The organism is Streptomyces sp. NPDC005402 (assembly GCF_040606575.1).
In the GTDB taxonomy this organism is placed as follows: Bacteria; Actinomycetota; Actinomycetes; order Streptomycetales; family Streptomycetaceae; genus Streptomyces.
Window position 1 is genome coordinate 163450 of record NZ_JBEXFB010000004.1, and the last position, 14954, is coordinate 178403.

A 14954-nucleotide genomic window follows, 5' to 3' on the forward strand; every position below is an offset into this window, starting at 1 on the left:
CCTCGAGATGACGTAAGGAGCCGTTGCAATGACGCAGCTTTCGGCTGCCCACAACAAGCCCTCCGACGGCAGCAAGGCGCTGTACGGGGGGAAGGGCACGCGCCGCATCACGGTCCGGGACATCGCCCTCGCCAAGGAACGCGGCGAGAAGTGGCCCATGCTCACCGCCTACGACGCGATGACCGCGTCCGTCTTCGACGAGGCCGGCATCCCGGTCATGCTCGTCGGCGACTCGGCGGGCAACTGCCATCTCGGCTACGAGACCACCGTGCCCGTCACGATGGACCAGATGACCATGCTGTCGGCGGCCGTCGTCCGGGGCACCTCGCGCGCCCTGATCGTCGGCGACCTGCCCTTCGGCTCGTACCAGGAGGGACCGGTGCAGGCGCTGCGCTCGGCGACCCGACTGGTCAAGGAGGCGGGCGTCGGCGCCGTGAAGCTGGAGGGCGGTGAGCGCTCCCACGAGCAGATCCGGCTGCTGGTCGAGTCCGGCATCCCGGTCATGGCCCACATCGGCCTGACCCCCCAGTCCGTCAACGCCATGGGGTACCGCGTCCAGGGCCGCGGCGAGGAGGCGGCCCAGCAGTTGCTGCGCGACGCCAAGGCCGTCCAGGACGCGGGCGCGTTCGCCGTCGTCCTTGAGCTGGTCCCGGCGGAGCTCGCGGCCGAGGTCACCCGGGTGCTGCACATCCCGACGGTCGGCATCGGCGCGGGCCCCGAGACCGACGCGCAGGTCCTCGTCTGGACCGACATGCTCGGCCTCACCGGCGGGCGGGTCCCGAAGTTCGTCAAGCAGTACGCCAACCTGCGCGAGGTGATGTCCGGCGCGGTCAAGGCCTTCGCGGAGGACGTCGTCGGCGGCACGTTCCCGCTGGAGGAGCACTCCGTCCACTAGGGCCCACGGCCCCTCAGAACCACAGTGGCACCACGCGCCCCGCCGATCTTCCCCCGTCGGCGGGGCGCCCTCTGTCCCAGGACGCGAACTGACCTACCGGGCGCCTGGGCTGCACCTTCGTCGCACCCTGGGTCGTCACCGACGACGCCGGAGCCTTCCTCGACCTCGTCACCGAGGTGTTCGGCGGTGCGGAACTCAACAGGGCACCGAGGACGGCTCGACCGGCCACGGAGAGATCCGGATCGGCGACACGGCCGTCCTGGCCTCCGACCGACGCGCGGACTGGTCGGTGACGCCGAGCCTGCTGCGGGTGTTCGTCGAGGACGCGGACGACACGTTCTCCTGGGCGGTGGCGGCCGGCGCCCGTGTCGTCACCCCCTGGCGGACAGCGCCTTCGGGCAGCGCGGCGGCCGCATCAAGGACCCCTTCGGCAACATCTGGTGGGTGGTCGCCCACGTCGAGGACGCCCCCGAGGAGGAGATGCGGAAGCGGCTCCAGCAGCCCGTGTACGCGGAGGCGATGCGAGTGGCCCAGGAGACGTCCGGCGGGGAGATGAGGGGGCGGGGGAGCGCACCCGTACCTCCCACGGACGTGCCCCCCGCCGACTAGTCGAAGCGGCTGAGGTCCCGCAGCCACGCCTTCGCCGAGCTGTCCGACGGGGCCCGCCAGTCGCCGCGTGGGGACAGTGAACCGCCTGCCGAGACCTTCGGGCCGTTCGGCATGGCGGAGCGCTTGAACTGGGCGAAGGCGAAGAAGCGCTTGCAGAACACCTCCAGCCACCGCCGGATCTCCGGCAGGTCGTACGTGCCGCGCTTGGCCTCGGGGAAGCCGGGGGGCCACTCACCCGCGTCGACGTCGTGCCAGGCGTGCCAGGCCAGGAAGGCGATCTTCGACGGCCGGAAGCCATAGCGCAGGACGTGGAAGAGCGTGAAGTCGTGCAGCGCGTACGGGCCGATCTTGGACTCCGTGGACTGCATCTCCTCGCCCGGTACGAGTTCCGGGCTGATCTCGGTGTCGAGGATCGCGGCGAGGATGTCGCCGGTCTCCTCGTCGAACTGCTCGCTGCTGATCACCCAGCGGATCAGGTGCTGCATCAGCGTCTTCGGCACGCCCGAGTTGACGTTGTAGTGGCTCATCTGGTCGCCCACGCCGTACGTGGACCAGCCGAGCGCCAGCTCGGAGAGGTCACCGGTGCCGAGCACGATGCCGCCGCGCTGGTTGGCCAGCCGGAACAGGTAGTCGGTGCGCAGCCCCGCCTGGACGTTCTCGAAGGTGACGTCGTACACCGGCTCGCCGGAAGCGAAGGGATGGTCCATCTCCTGGAGCATCAGCCGCGCGGTCGGTGTGATGTCCAGCTCGGCCCCGGTGACACCGAGGGCCCGCATCAGGCGGTGGGCGTTGCCCTTGGTGTGGTCGCTGGTGGCGAAGCCGGGCAGCGTCCAGGCCAGAATGTCGCTGCGCGGACGCCCCGCCCGGTCCATCGCGCGGGCGGCGACGATCAGCGCGTGCGTGGAGTCCAGGCCACCCGAGACGCCGATGACCACCTTGGGGCCGCCGATCGCCGCGAGCCGCTGCTGGAGCCCGGCGACCTGGATGTTGTAGGCCTCGTAGCAGTCCTGGGCGAGCCGCTCGGCGTCCGCCGGCACGAACGGGTAGCGCTCCAGACGCCGCTTGAGCCCCAGGTCGCCCGACGGCGGGTCGAGCTCGAACGACACCGTCCGGAAGTCACCGGTCCGCGTCCGATGGGTCCGCCGGTTCTCGTCGAACGTGCCCATCCGCATCCGCTCCTGCCGCAGCAGGTCCAGATCCACGTCGGCCACCGCGTACTCGTCACCCTGCGGGAACCGCTCGGTCTCGGCCAGCAGGACGCCGTTCTCGTAGACCATGGCCTGCCCGTCCCAGGACAGGTCGGTGGTCGACTCGCCGAGTCCGGCCGCCGCGTAGACGTACGCGGCGAGGCAGCGTGAGGACGCCGAGCGGCACAGCAGCTTGCGGTCCTCGGCCCGCCCGACCGTGATCGGGCTGCCGGAGAGGTTGACCAGCACGGTCGCACCGGCGAGGGCGGCCTCCGCGCTGGGCGGCACCGGCACCCACATGTCCTCGCAGATCTCCGCGTGCAGCACGAGCCCCGGCACGTCGGCCGCCTCGAACAGCAGGTCCACACCGAACGGCACGCTCGCGCCGCCGACCCGGATCGACCCACCGCGCTCGTCGGCGCCGTCGCCGATCTGCCGACGCTCGTAGAACTCACGGTAGTTGGGCGGGTACGACTTCGGTACGACACCGAGGACCCGGCCGCGGTGCACGATCACCGCGCAGTTGTAGACCCGGTTGCGGTGGCGCAGCGGGGCGCCGACGACCAGCACCGGGAGCAGGTCGGCCGACCCGGCGACCACCTCCCCGAGGGCCGCCTCGACCTCGTCGAGCAGCGCGTCCTGGAGGAGCAGGTCCTCGATGGAGTAGCCGCACAGCCCCAGCTCCGGGAAGACGGCGACGGCGACCCCTTCCTCACCGCACCGGCGCGCGTGACGCAGCACCGCTTCGGCGTTGGCGGGCGGGTCCGCGATGACGGTGTGACCCGTACACGCGGCGACGCGTGCGAACCCGTGCTGATAGATGGACCAGAAGTTCAAGGCAGGCACCCGGTCAGTGTAATCGTCAGAGCGACGCGATGGGGGAGCGGGCCCACGCGGTGCGGGGACGGTCTGCCGGAAGCCATGTCTGCGTGATGCTCCGGCAATGACTCCTCGACGCCCCTTGCCCGAATGTCATGACCTTGCCTTCAATGAGCGGCATGACCGGCATGAGCGGTACGAGAGACGACGGCCCGGCCCGTACGGCCGGATGGGGCTGGTTCCTGGCCTGGCTTCTCGTGGGAGCGTGCGGCGGCATCGGCCTCGCGGCGATCCTGACGGTGGGGGCGGCGCTCCTCGTACTCGCCGCGGTGGCCGCGGTGTTGCTGCTCCGCAGGGGGCCTGTACGCGCTGTCGTGGGCGGCGTCTCGGGGCTGGCCCTGCCCCTGTTCTACCTCGCGTACCTGAACCGGGGCGGTCCGGGCGAGGTGTGCCACGCGGTGTCCGGCGGACAGACCTGCACCGACGAGTACACGCCGGTCCCCTTCCTCGCCGCCGGGGCCGCCCTGCTGCTCGCGGGTCTGGTGATCCACGTGATGATCGGCCGCCGTGCGGGCACGGACCCCGGTTCGCCGAGGTAGTCGGGACATGCGCGGGGGCCCGGTCCCGAAGGTTCTCGCCTTCGGGACCGGGCCCCCTGTGGATGCGCGCCGTGACGCGCGTCCGGTCAGTGCCGGCCGAACGACTGCACGTAACCGTTCGCGGGCGTACCCACGCCGGTGACGTCGTCGTACCCCTTCACCGCGGACAGCGAGCTGTCCTTGCCGAGGCTGCGGACCGAGGTGCTCAACCCACCGCTGGCGTCAGAGCCGTTGATGAAGTCGACGCGCGCCACCGCGAGTCCGGAGCCCGTGGGGTTGTCCGTGACGTCGTGGTACACGCGGGAGCCGAACTTGGAGTAGATCGACGGGTTGGCGAAACCGAGCGCCTTGCCGCCGGCCGCCTGCTGCGCCAGCGCCTGCACGGCCGCGATCACCGGCGAGGCCAGCGACGTGCCGCCGATGCGGTACTCGCTGTACTGCTGCGAGCCGTCGGGGAACGTCTGCGTCTGACCCACCAGGAAACCGGTGTTCGGGTCGGCGATCGCGGAGATGTCCGGGACGACACGGTTGCCGGCGGCGTTGTTGGCCGTGGCGAGCGCGTCCGGGACGACACCCTTCTGGTAGAAGGGCTCGGCGACCGTCTTGCTGGTGCCGCCGCCCGCGCCCGAAGTGAACGCGCCGGGGAAGTTCGTCCAGCTCTTGCCGTCCGCGGACAGCGTGGCCTTCTCGGTGCCCCAGCCGGTCTCCCACAGGTACTTGTCGCCCTTGCCGACGGCGAGCGAGGTACCGCCGACCGCCGTCACCCACGCCGAGTTGGCCGGGGTGTCGACCTGCTTCGTGCCGGTGTTGGCGACCTCGTCGCCGTTGTCGCCGGAGGAGAAGTAGAAGCCGATGCCCTCGACCGCGCCGAACTGGAAGACCTGGTCGTAGGCGGCCGCGAGGTCCGGCGTCTGGTTGGCCTCGATGTCGCCCCAGGAGTTGGAGACGATGTCGGCCAGGTGGTTGTCGACGACCTTGCTGAGCGAGTCGAGCAGATCGTCGTCGTAGCAGGACGCGGCACCCACGTACGTGATGTTCGCGTCCGGCGCGACCGCGTGCACGGCCTCGACGTCGAGGGTCTCCTCGCCGTACCAGCCGGCCGCCCCGCACTCCTCGGTCTTGGTGTAGTTGTCGGGCAGGACCTGCTTCAACTGGCTGCTCTTGTAGGCCGCGTCGCCGTTCTTCTTCGCGTAGGTGGCCGCGTCGAAGGCGATGGTCGGGGAGGCGTAGGCGTCGGTGATGGCGACACGCACCCCCTTGCCGGTGTACTTGCCCGCGCCGTAGGCGGCGCGCAGCTGCTTGCCCGTGTAGCCCTTGATCGCGTACGGGATCTTCGAGCCGTAGGCCTCGGGCAGCGTGCTCGCGGTCTTCGAGCCGTAGTACGAGGAGAACGGCCCGGCGTTCTTGAACACGGCGTCCGGCGGCGGCAGTTGGTCCTTGCTGCTGGCCTTGTGCGGCGCGTTGTCCAGGCCGGTGACGGTCAGGACGGCACCGTCGAGACCGGCCGGCGCGGAGGCGGCCTTGGCCGGGGCGCGGTAGGTCTTCGAGCCCTTGGTGTAGTTGTGCAGCTGGGTACCGAAGGCCTTCTCGGCGGCGGCCACGTCACCGGTGACGGAGACGTAGTGCTGCGAGACCCCGGTGACCTTCAGGCCCGCCGACTCCAGCCAGGACTTCACCGCGGCGACCTGCGCCTTGGTGGCGCCGAAGCGGGCCTGTGCCTGCTTCGCGCTCAGGTACTTGCCGTACGACGCCGAGGCCGGGTCGGACACCGACTTCGCGTAGGCGGCGAGGCCGGCGGCGTTCTTGCCGGCGAGGTAGACCCGGGCGGAGACCTGGGCACTGTCCGACGCGGAGCCCTTGTCGGCCTTGGCCGTGGCCCACGCGGGCTTGGTCCCGGCCAGCGTGTCACGGTTCGGGCTGTCCGCGGCGTGAGCCACGGGTATACCGAGCGCCAGCGCGCCCGCGAGCATCGGCAGTGTCGCCGCCATGCTCACTCCGGCGCGAAGTTTGGCGCGGTTGGATCTCATGGAACCCCCTGGATGCGGTTCGTCGCGAGTGATCACTCGACGGTGTGGCCACTCTTGCGACGAACCGTTCATGTCTGGGGAATGGGCATGCCAAGAAGAGCCCAATTAACCTAATGAAAAAGGCTCGTTCGAGGGTTAACCCTCTATCATCGCGCCTTCGCGCCCCGCTCCTTCAGCATTCCGGCCATCAGGTCGATCTCCGACTGCTGCGCGTCGACCATCCCCTGCGCGAGCTGCTTCTCCACGCCGACCGTGCACTTCTCCACACAGCCCTTCGCCATGTGGATGCCGCCCTGGTGATGGTCCGTCATCAACTGCAGATAGAAGATCTCGGCCTGCTTGCCGTTCAGCGTGCCCAGCTTCTTCATCTCGCTGTTGGTCGCCATGCCCGGCATCAGCGAACCCTCGCCGGCCGACGGCATGTCGCCCATGTCCATCCACGTCATCGGCGGATCCGCCGACACCTTGGGCAGCTCCCACAGGTCCAGCCAACCCAGCAGCATGCCGCGCTGGTTGGCCTGCGTCTGCGCGATGTCGTAGGCGAGCCGCCGCACCTCGACGTCCTTGGTACGGTCGCGCACGATGTACGACATCTCGACGGCCTGCTGGTGGTGTACGGCCATGTCGCGCGCGAAGCCGGCGTCCGCGGACTCAGCGGACGGGGTGTCGCCCGAGCCGCCGTCCTCGGCCACGGCGTAGGTGATCGCGCCCGCCGCGACGAGCACGCCCGCCACCGCCACGGCCACTCCCGCGAACCTCACTGCGACAGACCGCTCGTGCACGCCGCACCGGGCTCGGGCGTCTGCGCGCCCTGCACGAACTTCGCGAAGAACTTGTCGACGTTCGGGTCCTTCGCCCCCGTCACGGTCCGCTGGTGGCCCCACGCCGACAGCATGATGGGGTCCTTCTGCTTGTCGTCCGGGCTCATCAGCGTGTACGGCGTCTTCTTCACCTTCGCCGCGAGCGCGTCCACGTCCGCCTTCTTGGCCTTGCTGGTGTACGTCACCCAGACCGCCCCGTGCTCCAGCGAGTGCACGGCGTTCATGTTGTTGAGCGCCTTGGTGTACACGTCACCGTTGCAGTTCATCCAGACCTGGTTGTGGTCTCCGCCGACCGGGGGCTCCATCGGGTAGCTCACGGTCTTGGCGACGTGGTTGCGGCCCAGCGTGCCCTTCCAGGTCTTCACCCCGTCCGAGCCCGTGACGAAGTGCCCCTTCCCCTTGCCGTCGGCCGCCGTGCTGTCGTCGGACTGCGACTGCACCAGCACGATGCCGCCGACGACCAGACCGGCGACGACGACCACGCTCGCGGCGATCGTGAGGATCCGGTTGCGGCGCTCTCTGGCCTGTTCGGCGCGCCGCATCTCCTCTATGCGCGCCTTGCGAGCCGAGGCGGTGTTCTTCTTGGCGGAACCCATGAGGTGTGTCCTTCTGGGGGAAAGGGGCGGGACGGATGGTGGCGATCGGTCCGCTGATCGTAGTGGGACGGGGGTGGCTTCCAGCAGGGAGCCCACAGGAAACCCGGGACGCGCGGTGAGACGGGGAGGGCCGGGCATTACGTATGTCAGTCCGAGCAGGCAAGATGGGCGGCAGAGCAGTACATCCACCAGCCGTGAGGCGTTCACTCCCGGGTCGCCGGGACGATCAAGGTCGGCAACGCGCACGAAATGCTGTTGTGGTGTGATGCTCAGGTGCCCGACCGCCTCCTGCGGGACACGGAGACAGGCGGCCTGACCAGCAAGGATGGGGAAGCGGAAGATGGACAAGCAGCAGGAGTTCGTGCTCCGGACCTTGGAGGAGCGCGACATCCGGTTCGTACGCCTGTGGTTCACGGACGTGCTGGGCTTCCTCAAGTCCGTCGCCGTGGCCCCGGCGGAGCTGGAACAGGCCTTCGACGAGGGCATCGGCTTCGACGGTTCCGCGATCGAGGGATTCGCTCGCGTGTACGAGTCCGACATGATCGCCAAGCCGGACCCCTCGACCTTCCAGGTCCTTCCGTGGCGGGCCGAGGCCCCCGGCACGGCCCGGATGTTCTGCGACATCCTCATGCCGGACGGCAGCCCGTCCTTCGCGGACCCCAGGTATGTGCTGAAGCGCGCCCTGGCCCGCACCTCCGACCTGGGCTTCACCTTCTACACCCACCCGGAGATCGAGTTCTTCCTCCTGAAGGACCGCCCGCTGGACGGCTCGCGCCCCACCCCGGCCGACAACTCCGGCTACTTCGACCACACCCCCCAGAACATCGGCATGGACTTCCGCCGCCAGGCGATCACCATGCTGGAGTCGATGGGCATCTCGGTCGAGTTCTCCCACCACGAGGGCGCCCCCGGCCAGCAGGAGATCGACCTCCGCTACGCCGACGCGCTCTCCACGGCCGACAACATCATGACGTTCCGCCTGGTCATGAAGCAGGTGGCACTGGAGCAGGGCGTCCAGGCGACGTTCATGCCGAAGCCGTTCTCGGAGCACCCCGGCTCGGGCATGCACACCCACCTCTCCCTCTTCGAGGGCGACCGGAACGCGTTCTACGAGTCGGGCTCGGAGTACCAGCTCTCCAAGGTCGGCCGCTCCTTCATCGCGGGCCTGCTGAAGCACGCGGCGGAGATCTCCGCGGTCACCAACCAGTGGGTCAACTCCTACAAGCGCATCTGGGGCGGCACCGAGCGCACCGCCGGCGCCGGCGGCGAGGCCCCCTCCTACATCTGCTGGGGCCACAACAACCGCTCGGCCCTGGTCCGCGTCCCGATGTACAAGCCCGGCAAGACCGGCTCGGCCCGCATCGAGGTCCGCTCCCTGGACTCCGGCGCCAACCCTTACCTGGCGTACGCCCTGCTCCTGGCCGCCGGCCTCAAGGGCGTCGAGGAGGGCTACGAGCTCCCGCCGGGCGCCGAGGACGACGTCTGGGCCCTGTCCAACTCCGAGCGCCGCGCCATGGGCATCGAGCCCCTGCCCCAGAACCTGGGCGAGGCCCTCACCCTGATGGAGCGCAGCGACCTGGTCGCCGAGACGCTGGGCGAGCACGTCTTCGACTTCTTCCTGCGCAACAAGAAGAGCGAGTGGGAGGAGTACCGCAGCGAGGTCACGGCCTTCGAGCTGCGGAAGAACCTGCCGGTGCTGTAAGGGCAGGTCAGAGCGGGTTTCCCGCTGATTCGGCGGATGGGGCCGACGGTCGTCGACCGTCGGCCCCATCGCGTCTCGCTGCCCCTGGGCCGTCTCCGGGCCGTCCGATGCCCGATCGGTGCCCTCGTACAGGCCGTCCAGGGCCTTCCTGGGCCGTGCGTCGCTGCTGGCATGAGCTGTGTGTAGTGAATCCCGGGTCGTTGTGCCCGAGGTAGTTGCTCAGCGCCTTGACGTTCTTGCCGGCGTCTAGCAGCACCGAGGCGTAGAAGTCCCTGAGGGCACGCACCCCGTGTTCGCGGGCGGCCTGGTGACGGGATCGCCCGCCTTCGGCTGGGGGATCATCCCAGCCGCGACGAGAGCCAGCTTCCACACCCGGTCAATTGAAGTCGGTCCGCCGAACCACACCTGCGCCGCCGAGACGGGTGAACAGCAGTCGCGTGGTGGCAACCGGGTTGTCCGTCCGATAAATGGGGCAAAGGGATAATTGGCTCTTTTTCGTGCAGGGACGAACCTAGGCTAGGTTGAAGGCCTTCCAAAGGCCTGGGTGCAACTGCATGGATTCGTCATAGACGAGGGCGGCATACGGATTCCGAAACTTGAAGCGGAAATACTCCTCGTGGCCACTGGCTGGGTCGCTTGAAACGTTCCCAATGAAACCATTCTCGAATAGGGCCATGAGCGCATCGTGCAAGTCTATTCTCCCTTTGAATCGCCCGTCCGTCTCGGCTATCTCACGCAGCTCATTGTAGGAGAAGCGACGTTGGCGCAAGGTGCCCAACAGCTGTGTAATCCGCGACAACTGATCCTCGTTGAAGTAAGTGCTCAAGGCATCTCGCATCTCATGTGCAAAATACTTCTCGGAGTACTCCCTTGATCCCGCTTTCACTATTTCCTCAGGAATCAAATTCGGTTCTTCTGTGTGTCGCTGGATCGATTTAAGGAGCTGCAAGAGGTCTCGCGGTGTATGCCTCGTCTGCAGCAAGAGAAACTCGATGGCATTCTTCCTTGCGATCTTCCTGGGAAAGAACTCGCTAAATATATCCCTTGTGCCCTTGTCGGCGAGTTGGGCTCTTTGGTTAGCCAGCTTTATAAGATGTGTCCTTTGGTAATTCCTCGGGTTCTGATACCAGTTTAGTTCCAGTCCGTAGTCCTCTCGGATCTTCCCGGACCGGGCCAGACTGAGCTTGGAGTACAGGTCGGTACGGCAGCAGACTATGATTTTGATAGGCGAGCCTGACTCGAAGTATATTGCGTTCAAATCGGCAGCAGCTTCGATCAGTCCGCCCAAAAGTCCCTCGCGGCCTCCCCTAACAAGTGAAGAGTCATCGAGGCCATCGATGAATAGGTAATGCCTGCGACTGCTTCTGAAGCTTGAAGTGGCGCCTTCCAGATATGAAATCCAGTCGACAAGACTGCTCGCATCGGTCGCCCTCTGAACCTCCGCCGTCAGGCTCGCGATGTTTGGCACACCCGCTGTTGCGGTCACCTTTGTGGTGCGGAATTTTTTCATGGTCGAGGGATGCCGTGAAGTAATCCCCTCTTGCTGTAGCTGGGCCGACACTTCGGACATGACTGCTTTAGAATTCCATTCCGCCTGACCGTCTGTGCTAAGGGACGCGGCTATGTGAACTAGCAGGTGCAGCGTCCATACGTGTCGATGTCGAACCGGAGCTCCGAAGGTATCCGGAACGATGCCTTTAAACTCCCCGAGAGGGAGTTTATCTATGAAGATGGGTGGAGGTGCTGAATAGTGGGCAGGGGAATCCATAGCACGTATTCGGAGTCGCGCACCGATGGCAGACTTTCCTGACCCCTTATATCCGAGGACTAGGAATTTGTGAGAATTCACAATTTGTTCTTCGGCGTGTCCGAGGTCATAGTAGCCATGGCGAAGAAGTTTGGGGGCATGTCGGAATTCGCTGCCCGAGTCCGCGTAGCCGAAGTCGCACCTTCTGAAATCTGCAACTCTAGACGACATGGGTGCATCCCATTTCTGCGAGAGTCGAGAAATGGAGTCTGGGGCGGCGTAGTCAATGCCGCGTATCTGCTCCTCCATAGCATAGCTCCGGGGCAACAGCAATGCGACTGGGACGAGATGCGATCGCCGGTCCCGGCGTCTGGGAGGTGTCGTATGCTGCGACGTCACTCCCAGACGCCTGGCAGCCTCAGTCTTGGTTCGCCGATGCGCCTCGGGCGTCGTACAAGCTGTCCAGGGCCTTCCGGGCCCGTGCGTCGCTGCTTGGCATGAGGTGTGTGTAGACCCGGAGCGTGAATCCCGGGTCGTTGTGTCCGAGGTAGTTGCTCAGCGCCTTGACGTTCTCGCCGGCGTCCAGCAGCACCGAGGCGTAGAAGTGCCTGAGAGCGTGCATACCGTGTTCGCGGGCGGCCTGGTAGCGCTCGCCCCGCTTCGGGGCGGGGATGATTCCGGCCGCGACAAGAGCGGGCTTCCAGATGCGGTCGTTAAAGTCGGTTCTCCGGACTGCACCCGCACCGTCGAGGCGAGTGAAGAGCAGCCGTCTCGTGACAAGCGGACCGTCCGGTCGGAGCCACGGCAGCGTGACTTCTACTGGGGGGAACGCCTCCACGTGGCTCTTGAGGGCGTGCGCCACGCGGTCCGGCAAGGGAACGTCACGGATCTTGTTTCGCTTCGGAGGGGAAAAGACGAGACCCTCCTTCGTCACCTTCACCTGGTTAGCGATGTGCAGCCATCCGGAGTTGAAGCCGATTTCGTCGACCGGAAGCCCGAAGATCTCCCCTTGCCGAAGTCCGCACCCTCCCCCGAGGTCGACCGTCGCGCGGTAGCGCTCTGGCAGCGCTGCCTGTACGGCGAAGACGCGCTCCATGGTCCAAGGCACGATGCGGCCAGATCCCGGGGCAGGGGGCCGCACGGATTGCGCGTGACAAGGGTTCTTCGGCAGGTGACCGTCATCGACGGCCGCGTTGAGAACCGTCGACACGTTGTTGTAGATCACGCGTCGGTACGACGAAGCGGGAACGGCCCGCTCCAATTCGCTGAGCCAGTCTCGGATGTGTTCCGGCTTGAAGGAGCCAAGCGGTCGCGAGCCGAGGTAGGGGATGGCATGGCCACGGATCGCGGAATCGACTGACTCTCGTGTAGTCATCTCGGTGGTCTGCGTGCTCAGCCACTTCTCGGCGTACTGCCGGAACGTCACCTTGCTGGCGGTGGGGTCGATGTACTGGCCGCGCGACATGTCGGCCTCGATGTGGGCAAGCCACTGGTCGGCCAGTCGCTTCTGTCCGTCGGAGAATGACTTGCTCTTTTCGGTGCCGTCCGGGCCGATGTACCGGGCGCGGTACCGCATGCCGGTGCCGTATCGAACGGTGCGTACGCGGCGGGGCTTGCCGTTGGCGTCGGGTTCGGTCTTGTACCAGCGGTCTTGAATGTGGCCTGCCATATGGCGGCGGTCCTTTCTGAACGTGCCGAGGGGAGAGCCGCTGATAGCGGCTCTCCCCTCGTGTTTCTGGCGGGTGTTTGTCAGGCGGCGTCGCGGTCGGCGTGCTTGCGCTGGCTGACGTAGGTGCGTACGTCGGCGGGGTCGTATCGGATGTACCTGCCGATGCGGAAGCCGGGCGGACCGATGCGCTTCTTGCGCCACTGGTAGACGGTCTCCTTGGGCACCTTGAAGATCACGGCGATGTCATCGGCGGTGAGGTACCGGTCCGGGAGACCTCCCCGAAGGATGGCGCCGGGATCGTCTCTGGCGGGGGCAGGTGCGCTCACTGAGTCCTCCACTAGTTGGAGATAGAGGGAGTTACTTCCAGGGGCCTTGCCGGAGCCTGCGTCTGTCCGAGGTTCGGATTTCTGCGTCATTGCGTCATCAGCGTCATTCAGGCTTCTGACCTGCTGCTTTGTGTGACGTAGCGGAATGGGGCTGCGTCATCGGCGCGTCATGGGCCGCGTCATCGGGTGACGCAGATGACGCAGGATGACGCAGGCGTGGCCGTCTGCGTCATGGCTGTAGCCGCAGGTCAGGGGCCGTTTTCCCGCCCGCATGACGCAGATGACGCAGCGTCTTCCCCCTTAGGACAAAAGAAGGGGGTGTCTGTTGTGGTGCGGTGCCGCTTCAAGCGTGAAGAAGGAGCCGCTTCGCGACGCGACCTTGGGGCGGCGTTCCGCCGTAACAACAAGAAGAGCACCCCACCCCCCCCGCCGACCCCGGTGCTCTTCTTGCTTGTCCGGGTTGGTCGTGCGGATCGCGGGTCAGAACACTCGCTTCTGCTCGTGCGGCGGCGCGGCCGGCTGGCGGGTCATTTCGAGGTAGCGGCCCTCGCTGGTGCGCCCGGAGTCGATGAGGACCCCGCGGGCGGCGAGCGTCGGTTGAAGGCGCTTGAGGCGGTCGGAGAGGACCTTTCCGGTGGTCGGCCACCCTTTGGGCAGCGGACGGCAGTCGTCGCCGCTGTAGAGGCCGCTGAGGAGGTGCAGCCACTCGGTGGAGGTCATCCGTTGTTCTGCGCCCGGTTCGAGGGTGTCGGCGTGTCGAAGGACGGTCTGTGCGAGTAGGTCGCCTTCGATGACGTCGTCGTTGAGGTCGTCCAGGCTGGCCCGGTACGCGGTGAGCGCCCCGAGGCCGGTGGCCGCGTCGAGTTGCGCGCACAGGTGCGCGAAGTCCGCCATCCGCAGGTCGGTGGGGGTCTCCGCCTCCACCGCGCGGACCTTGACCGTGAGGTCCAGGAGCGAGCCGAGCACCACCGGCAAGACCTCCGCGTACTCCGTCCACAGCTCCGCCTCGGTACGCCGGACCTTGGGCCGTTCCAGACGCAGCGGCAGGAGCCGTTCAGCCAGGTCGGGCCGGATGACTCCGACGTCGATACCGGTCAGGAGCAGGGGGCGGCGGTAGCGGGCGCGGAAGACGTCCCCGTCGGTGAACAGGGCGCGCTTGACGTTCTCGGCTCCGGTGACGATGCAGCACATGGCGTCGGACAGGTCCGGGGTCATGTGGGAGAGGTTGTCCAGGGCGGTGACCCATCCGGCTGCGACCGCCGCGATCAGGTTCTCCTCGTCCTTCGGTGCCCGGCGCAGGTCGCCGCTCATGCCCTCAACGATCCTGATGAGCATGCGTCCGCCGGTGGACTTGCCCGCGCCCTGCGGCCCGGTGAGGAACGGCGCGGGGACGGGCACGGACGGTCCGAGGCAGCCGATGAGCCAGGCGATGGCCAGGCACTCGGTCTCCGCGTTGGCGAAGTTGCAGAGCCTCAGTAGCAGGTCGATGCCCTTGCCGTCGGTGTCCTTGACAGGCAGGGGCAGTTCCCCGGTGAGCTGGGTGCGGCGCCAGCACACCTCGCGCGGGTCGGGGACGGCGATGTCCCAGCCGGTGGGGTGGATGCGGACGGACTGCCCGTCGTTGCGGCCCAGGTCCAGCCACGTCGCCCCGTCGAATCCGGGGGCCACGCGGATGTGAACGGGCTGCACGTCCTCGGTCAGCGCGAGTGCTTCGATCAAGTCCAACGCCTCCTTGAGGGCGGTTCCGTTGAACACGCCGACCCCGTCCTTGAACAGGCCGACCATGAGTTCTTGGCGGTGGCTGCCGGTGGTGCCCTGGGATCGGATCGGGCGGGCGACGGGGTGGCCGTTGCGCTGCGCGTACACGGTCCCGTCGGCGGTGCGGAAGTACCGGAAGTGGCTCTGTGCGTAGTCGGTGATGACCTTGCGGGCGGGGTCCTTCTCGTCGTCGGACATG

Annotated in this window: 11 protein-coding genes and 1 pseudogene; 4 read left to right on the plus strand and 8 right to left on the minus strand. The window is 67.1% G+C overall.

Annotated features, from left to right (window positions below):
* Positions 1-28 precede the first annotated feature (28 nt).
* Positions 29-895 carry a 3-methyl-2-oxobutanoate hydroxymethyltransferase gene (gene panB, locus ABZT02_RS09175; RefSeq protein ID WP_356015799.1) on the plus strand — a complete coding sequence of 289 codons (867 nt, stop codon included), beginning with the start codon at positions 29-31 and terminating at the stop codon, positions 893-895.
* A 104-nt stretch (positions 896-999) separates the two neighbouring features.
* Positions 1000-1504: pseudogene (locus tag ABZT02_RS09180) on the plus strand (VOC family protein).
* On the opposite strand, the gene ABZT02_RS09185 reads toward ABZT02_RS09180, so the two are convergent.
* Positions 1501-3537: an NAD(+) synthase gene (locus ABZT02_RS09185; protein ID WP_356015801.1), complete on the minus strand. Its 2037-nt coding sequence runs from the start codon at positions 3535-3537 to the stop codon at positions 1501-1503. The pseudogene ABZT02_RS09180 and the gene ABZT02_RS09185 overlap by 4 nt on opposite strands.
* Before the next feature lie 143 nt (positions 3538-3680).
* On the opposite strand from ABZT02_RS09185, the gene ABZT02_RS09190 reads away from it, so the two are divergent.
* The gene (locus tag ABZT02_RS09190) at positions 3681-4109 is read left to right on the plus strand and encodes a hypothetical protein (protein WP_356015802.1); all 429 of its coding nucleotides are present in this window, start codon (positions 3681-3683) and stop codon (positions 4107-4109) included.
* Between the two features lie 86 nt (positions 4110-4195).
* Here ABZT02_RS09190 and ABZT02_RS09195 read toward each other — a convergent pair whose 3' ends face one another.
* The 3 genes from ABZT02_RS09195 to ABZT02_RS09205 all read right to left on the minus strand — a co-directional run bounded on the left by ABZT02_RS09195 (position 4196) and on the right by ABZT02_RS09205 (position 7553).
* Positions 4196-6136, minus strand: coding sequence for a S53 family peptidase (locus ABZT02_RS09195; RefSeq protein ID WP_356015804.1), 1941 nt, complete (start codon positions 6134-6136; stop codon positions 4196-4198).
* Between the two features lie 146 nt (positions 6137-6282).
* Positions 6283-6882 carry a DUF305 domain-containing protein gene (locus ABZT02_RS09200; RefSeq protein ID WP_356015805.1) on the minus strand — a complete coding sequence of 200 codons (600 nt, stop codon included), beginning with the start codon at positions 6880-6882 and terminating at the stop codon, positions 6283-6285.
* Between the two features lie 11 nt (positions 6883-6893).
* Positions 6894-7553 (minus strand): DUF3105 domain-containing protein, encoded by a 660-nt coding sequence (locus ABZT02_RS09205; protein ID WP_356015806.1) that lies wholly within the window; start codon positions 7551-7553, stop codon positions 6894-6896.
* 340 nt (positions 7554-7893) lie between these two features.
* On the opposite strand from ABZT02_RS09205, the gene glnA reads away from it, so the two are divergent.
* Positions 7894-9255 carry a type I glutamate--ammonia ligase gene (glnA, locus tag ABZT02_RS09210; protein ID WP_352383150.1) on the plus strand — a complete coding sequence of 454 codons (1362 nt, stop codon included), beginning with the start codon at positions 7894-7896 and terminating at the stop codon, positions 9253-9255.
* Positions 9256-9766: 511 nt separating this feature from the next.
* On the opposite strand, the gene ABZT02_RS09215 is transcribed toward glnA, so the two are convergent.
* The 4 genes from ABZT02_RS09215 to ABZT02_RS09230 form a co-directional block, all read right to left on the minus strand.
* The gene (locus tag ABZT02_RS09215; RefSeq protein ID WP_356015808.1) at positions 9767-11311 is read right to left on the minus strand and encodes a hypothetical protein; all 1545 of its coding nucleotides are present in this window, start codon (positions 11309-11311) and stop codon (positions 9767-9769) included.
* Between the two features lie 109 nt (positions 11312-11420).
* Positions 11421-12671, minus strand: a complete 1251-nt coding sequence (locus ABZT02_RS09220; RefSeq protein ID WP_356015810.1) for a tyrosine-type recombinase/integrase — start codon at positions 12669-12671, stop codon at positions 11421-11423.
* An 80-nt stretch (positions 12672-12751) separates the two neighbouring features.
* Positions 12752-12997, minus strand: a complete 246-nt coding sequence (locus ABZT02_RS09225; protein WP_356015813.1) for a helix-turn-helix domain-containing protein — start codon at positions 12995-12997, stop codon at positions 12752-12754.
* 480 nt (positions 12998-13477) lie between these two features.
* The gene (locus ABZT02_RS09230; protein ID WP_356015815.1) at positions 13478-14953 is read right to left on the minus strand and encodes an ATP-binding protein; all 1476 of its coding nucleotides are present in this window, start codon (positions 14951-14953) and stop codon (positions 13478-13480) included.
* Position 14954 lies beyond the last annotated feature (1 nt).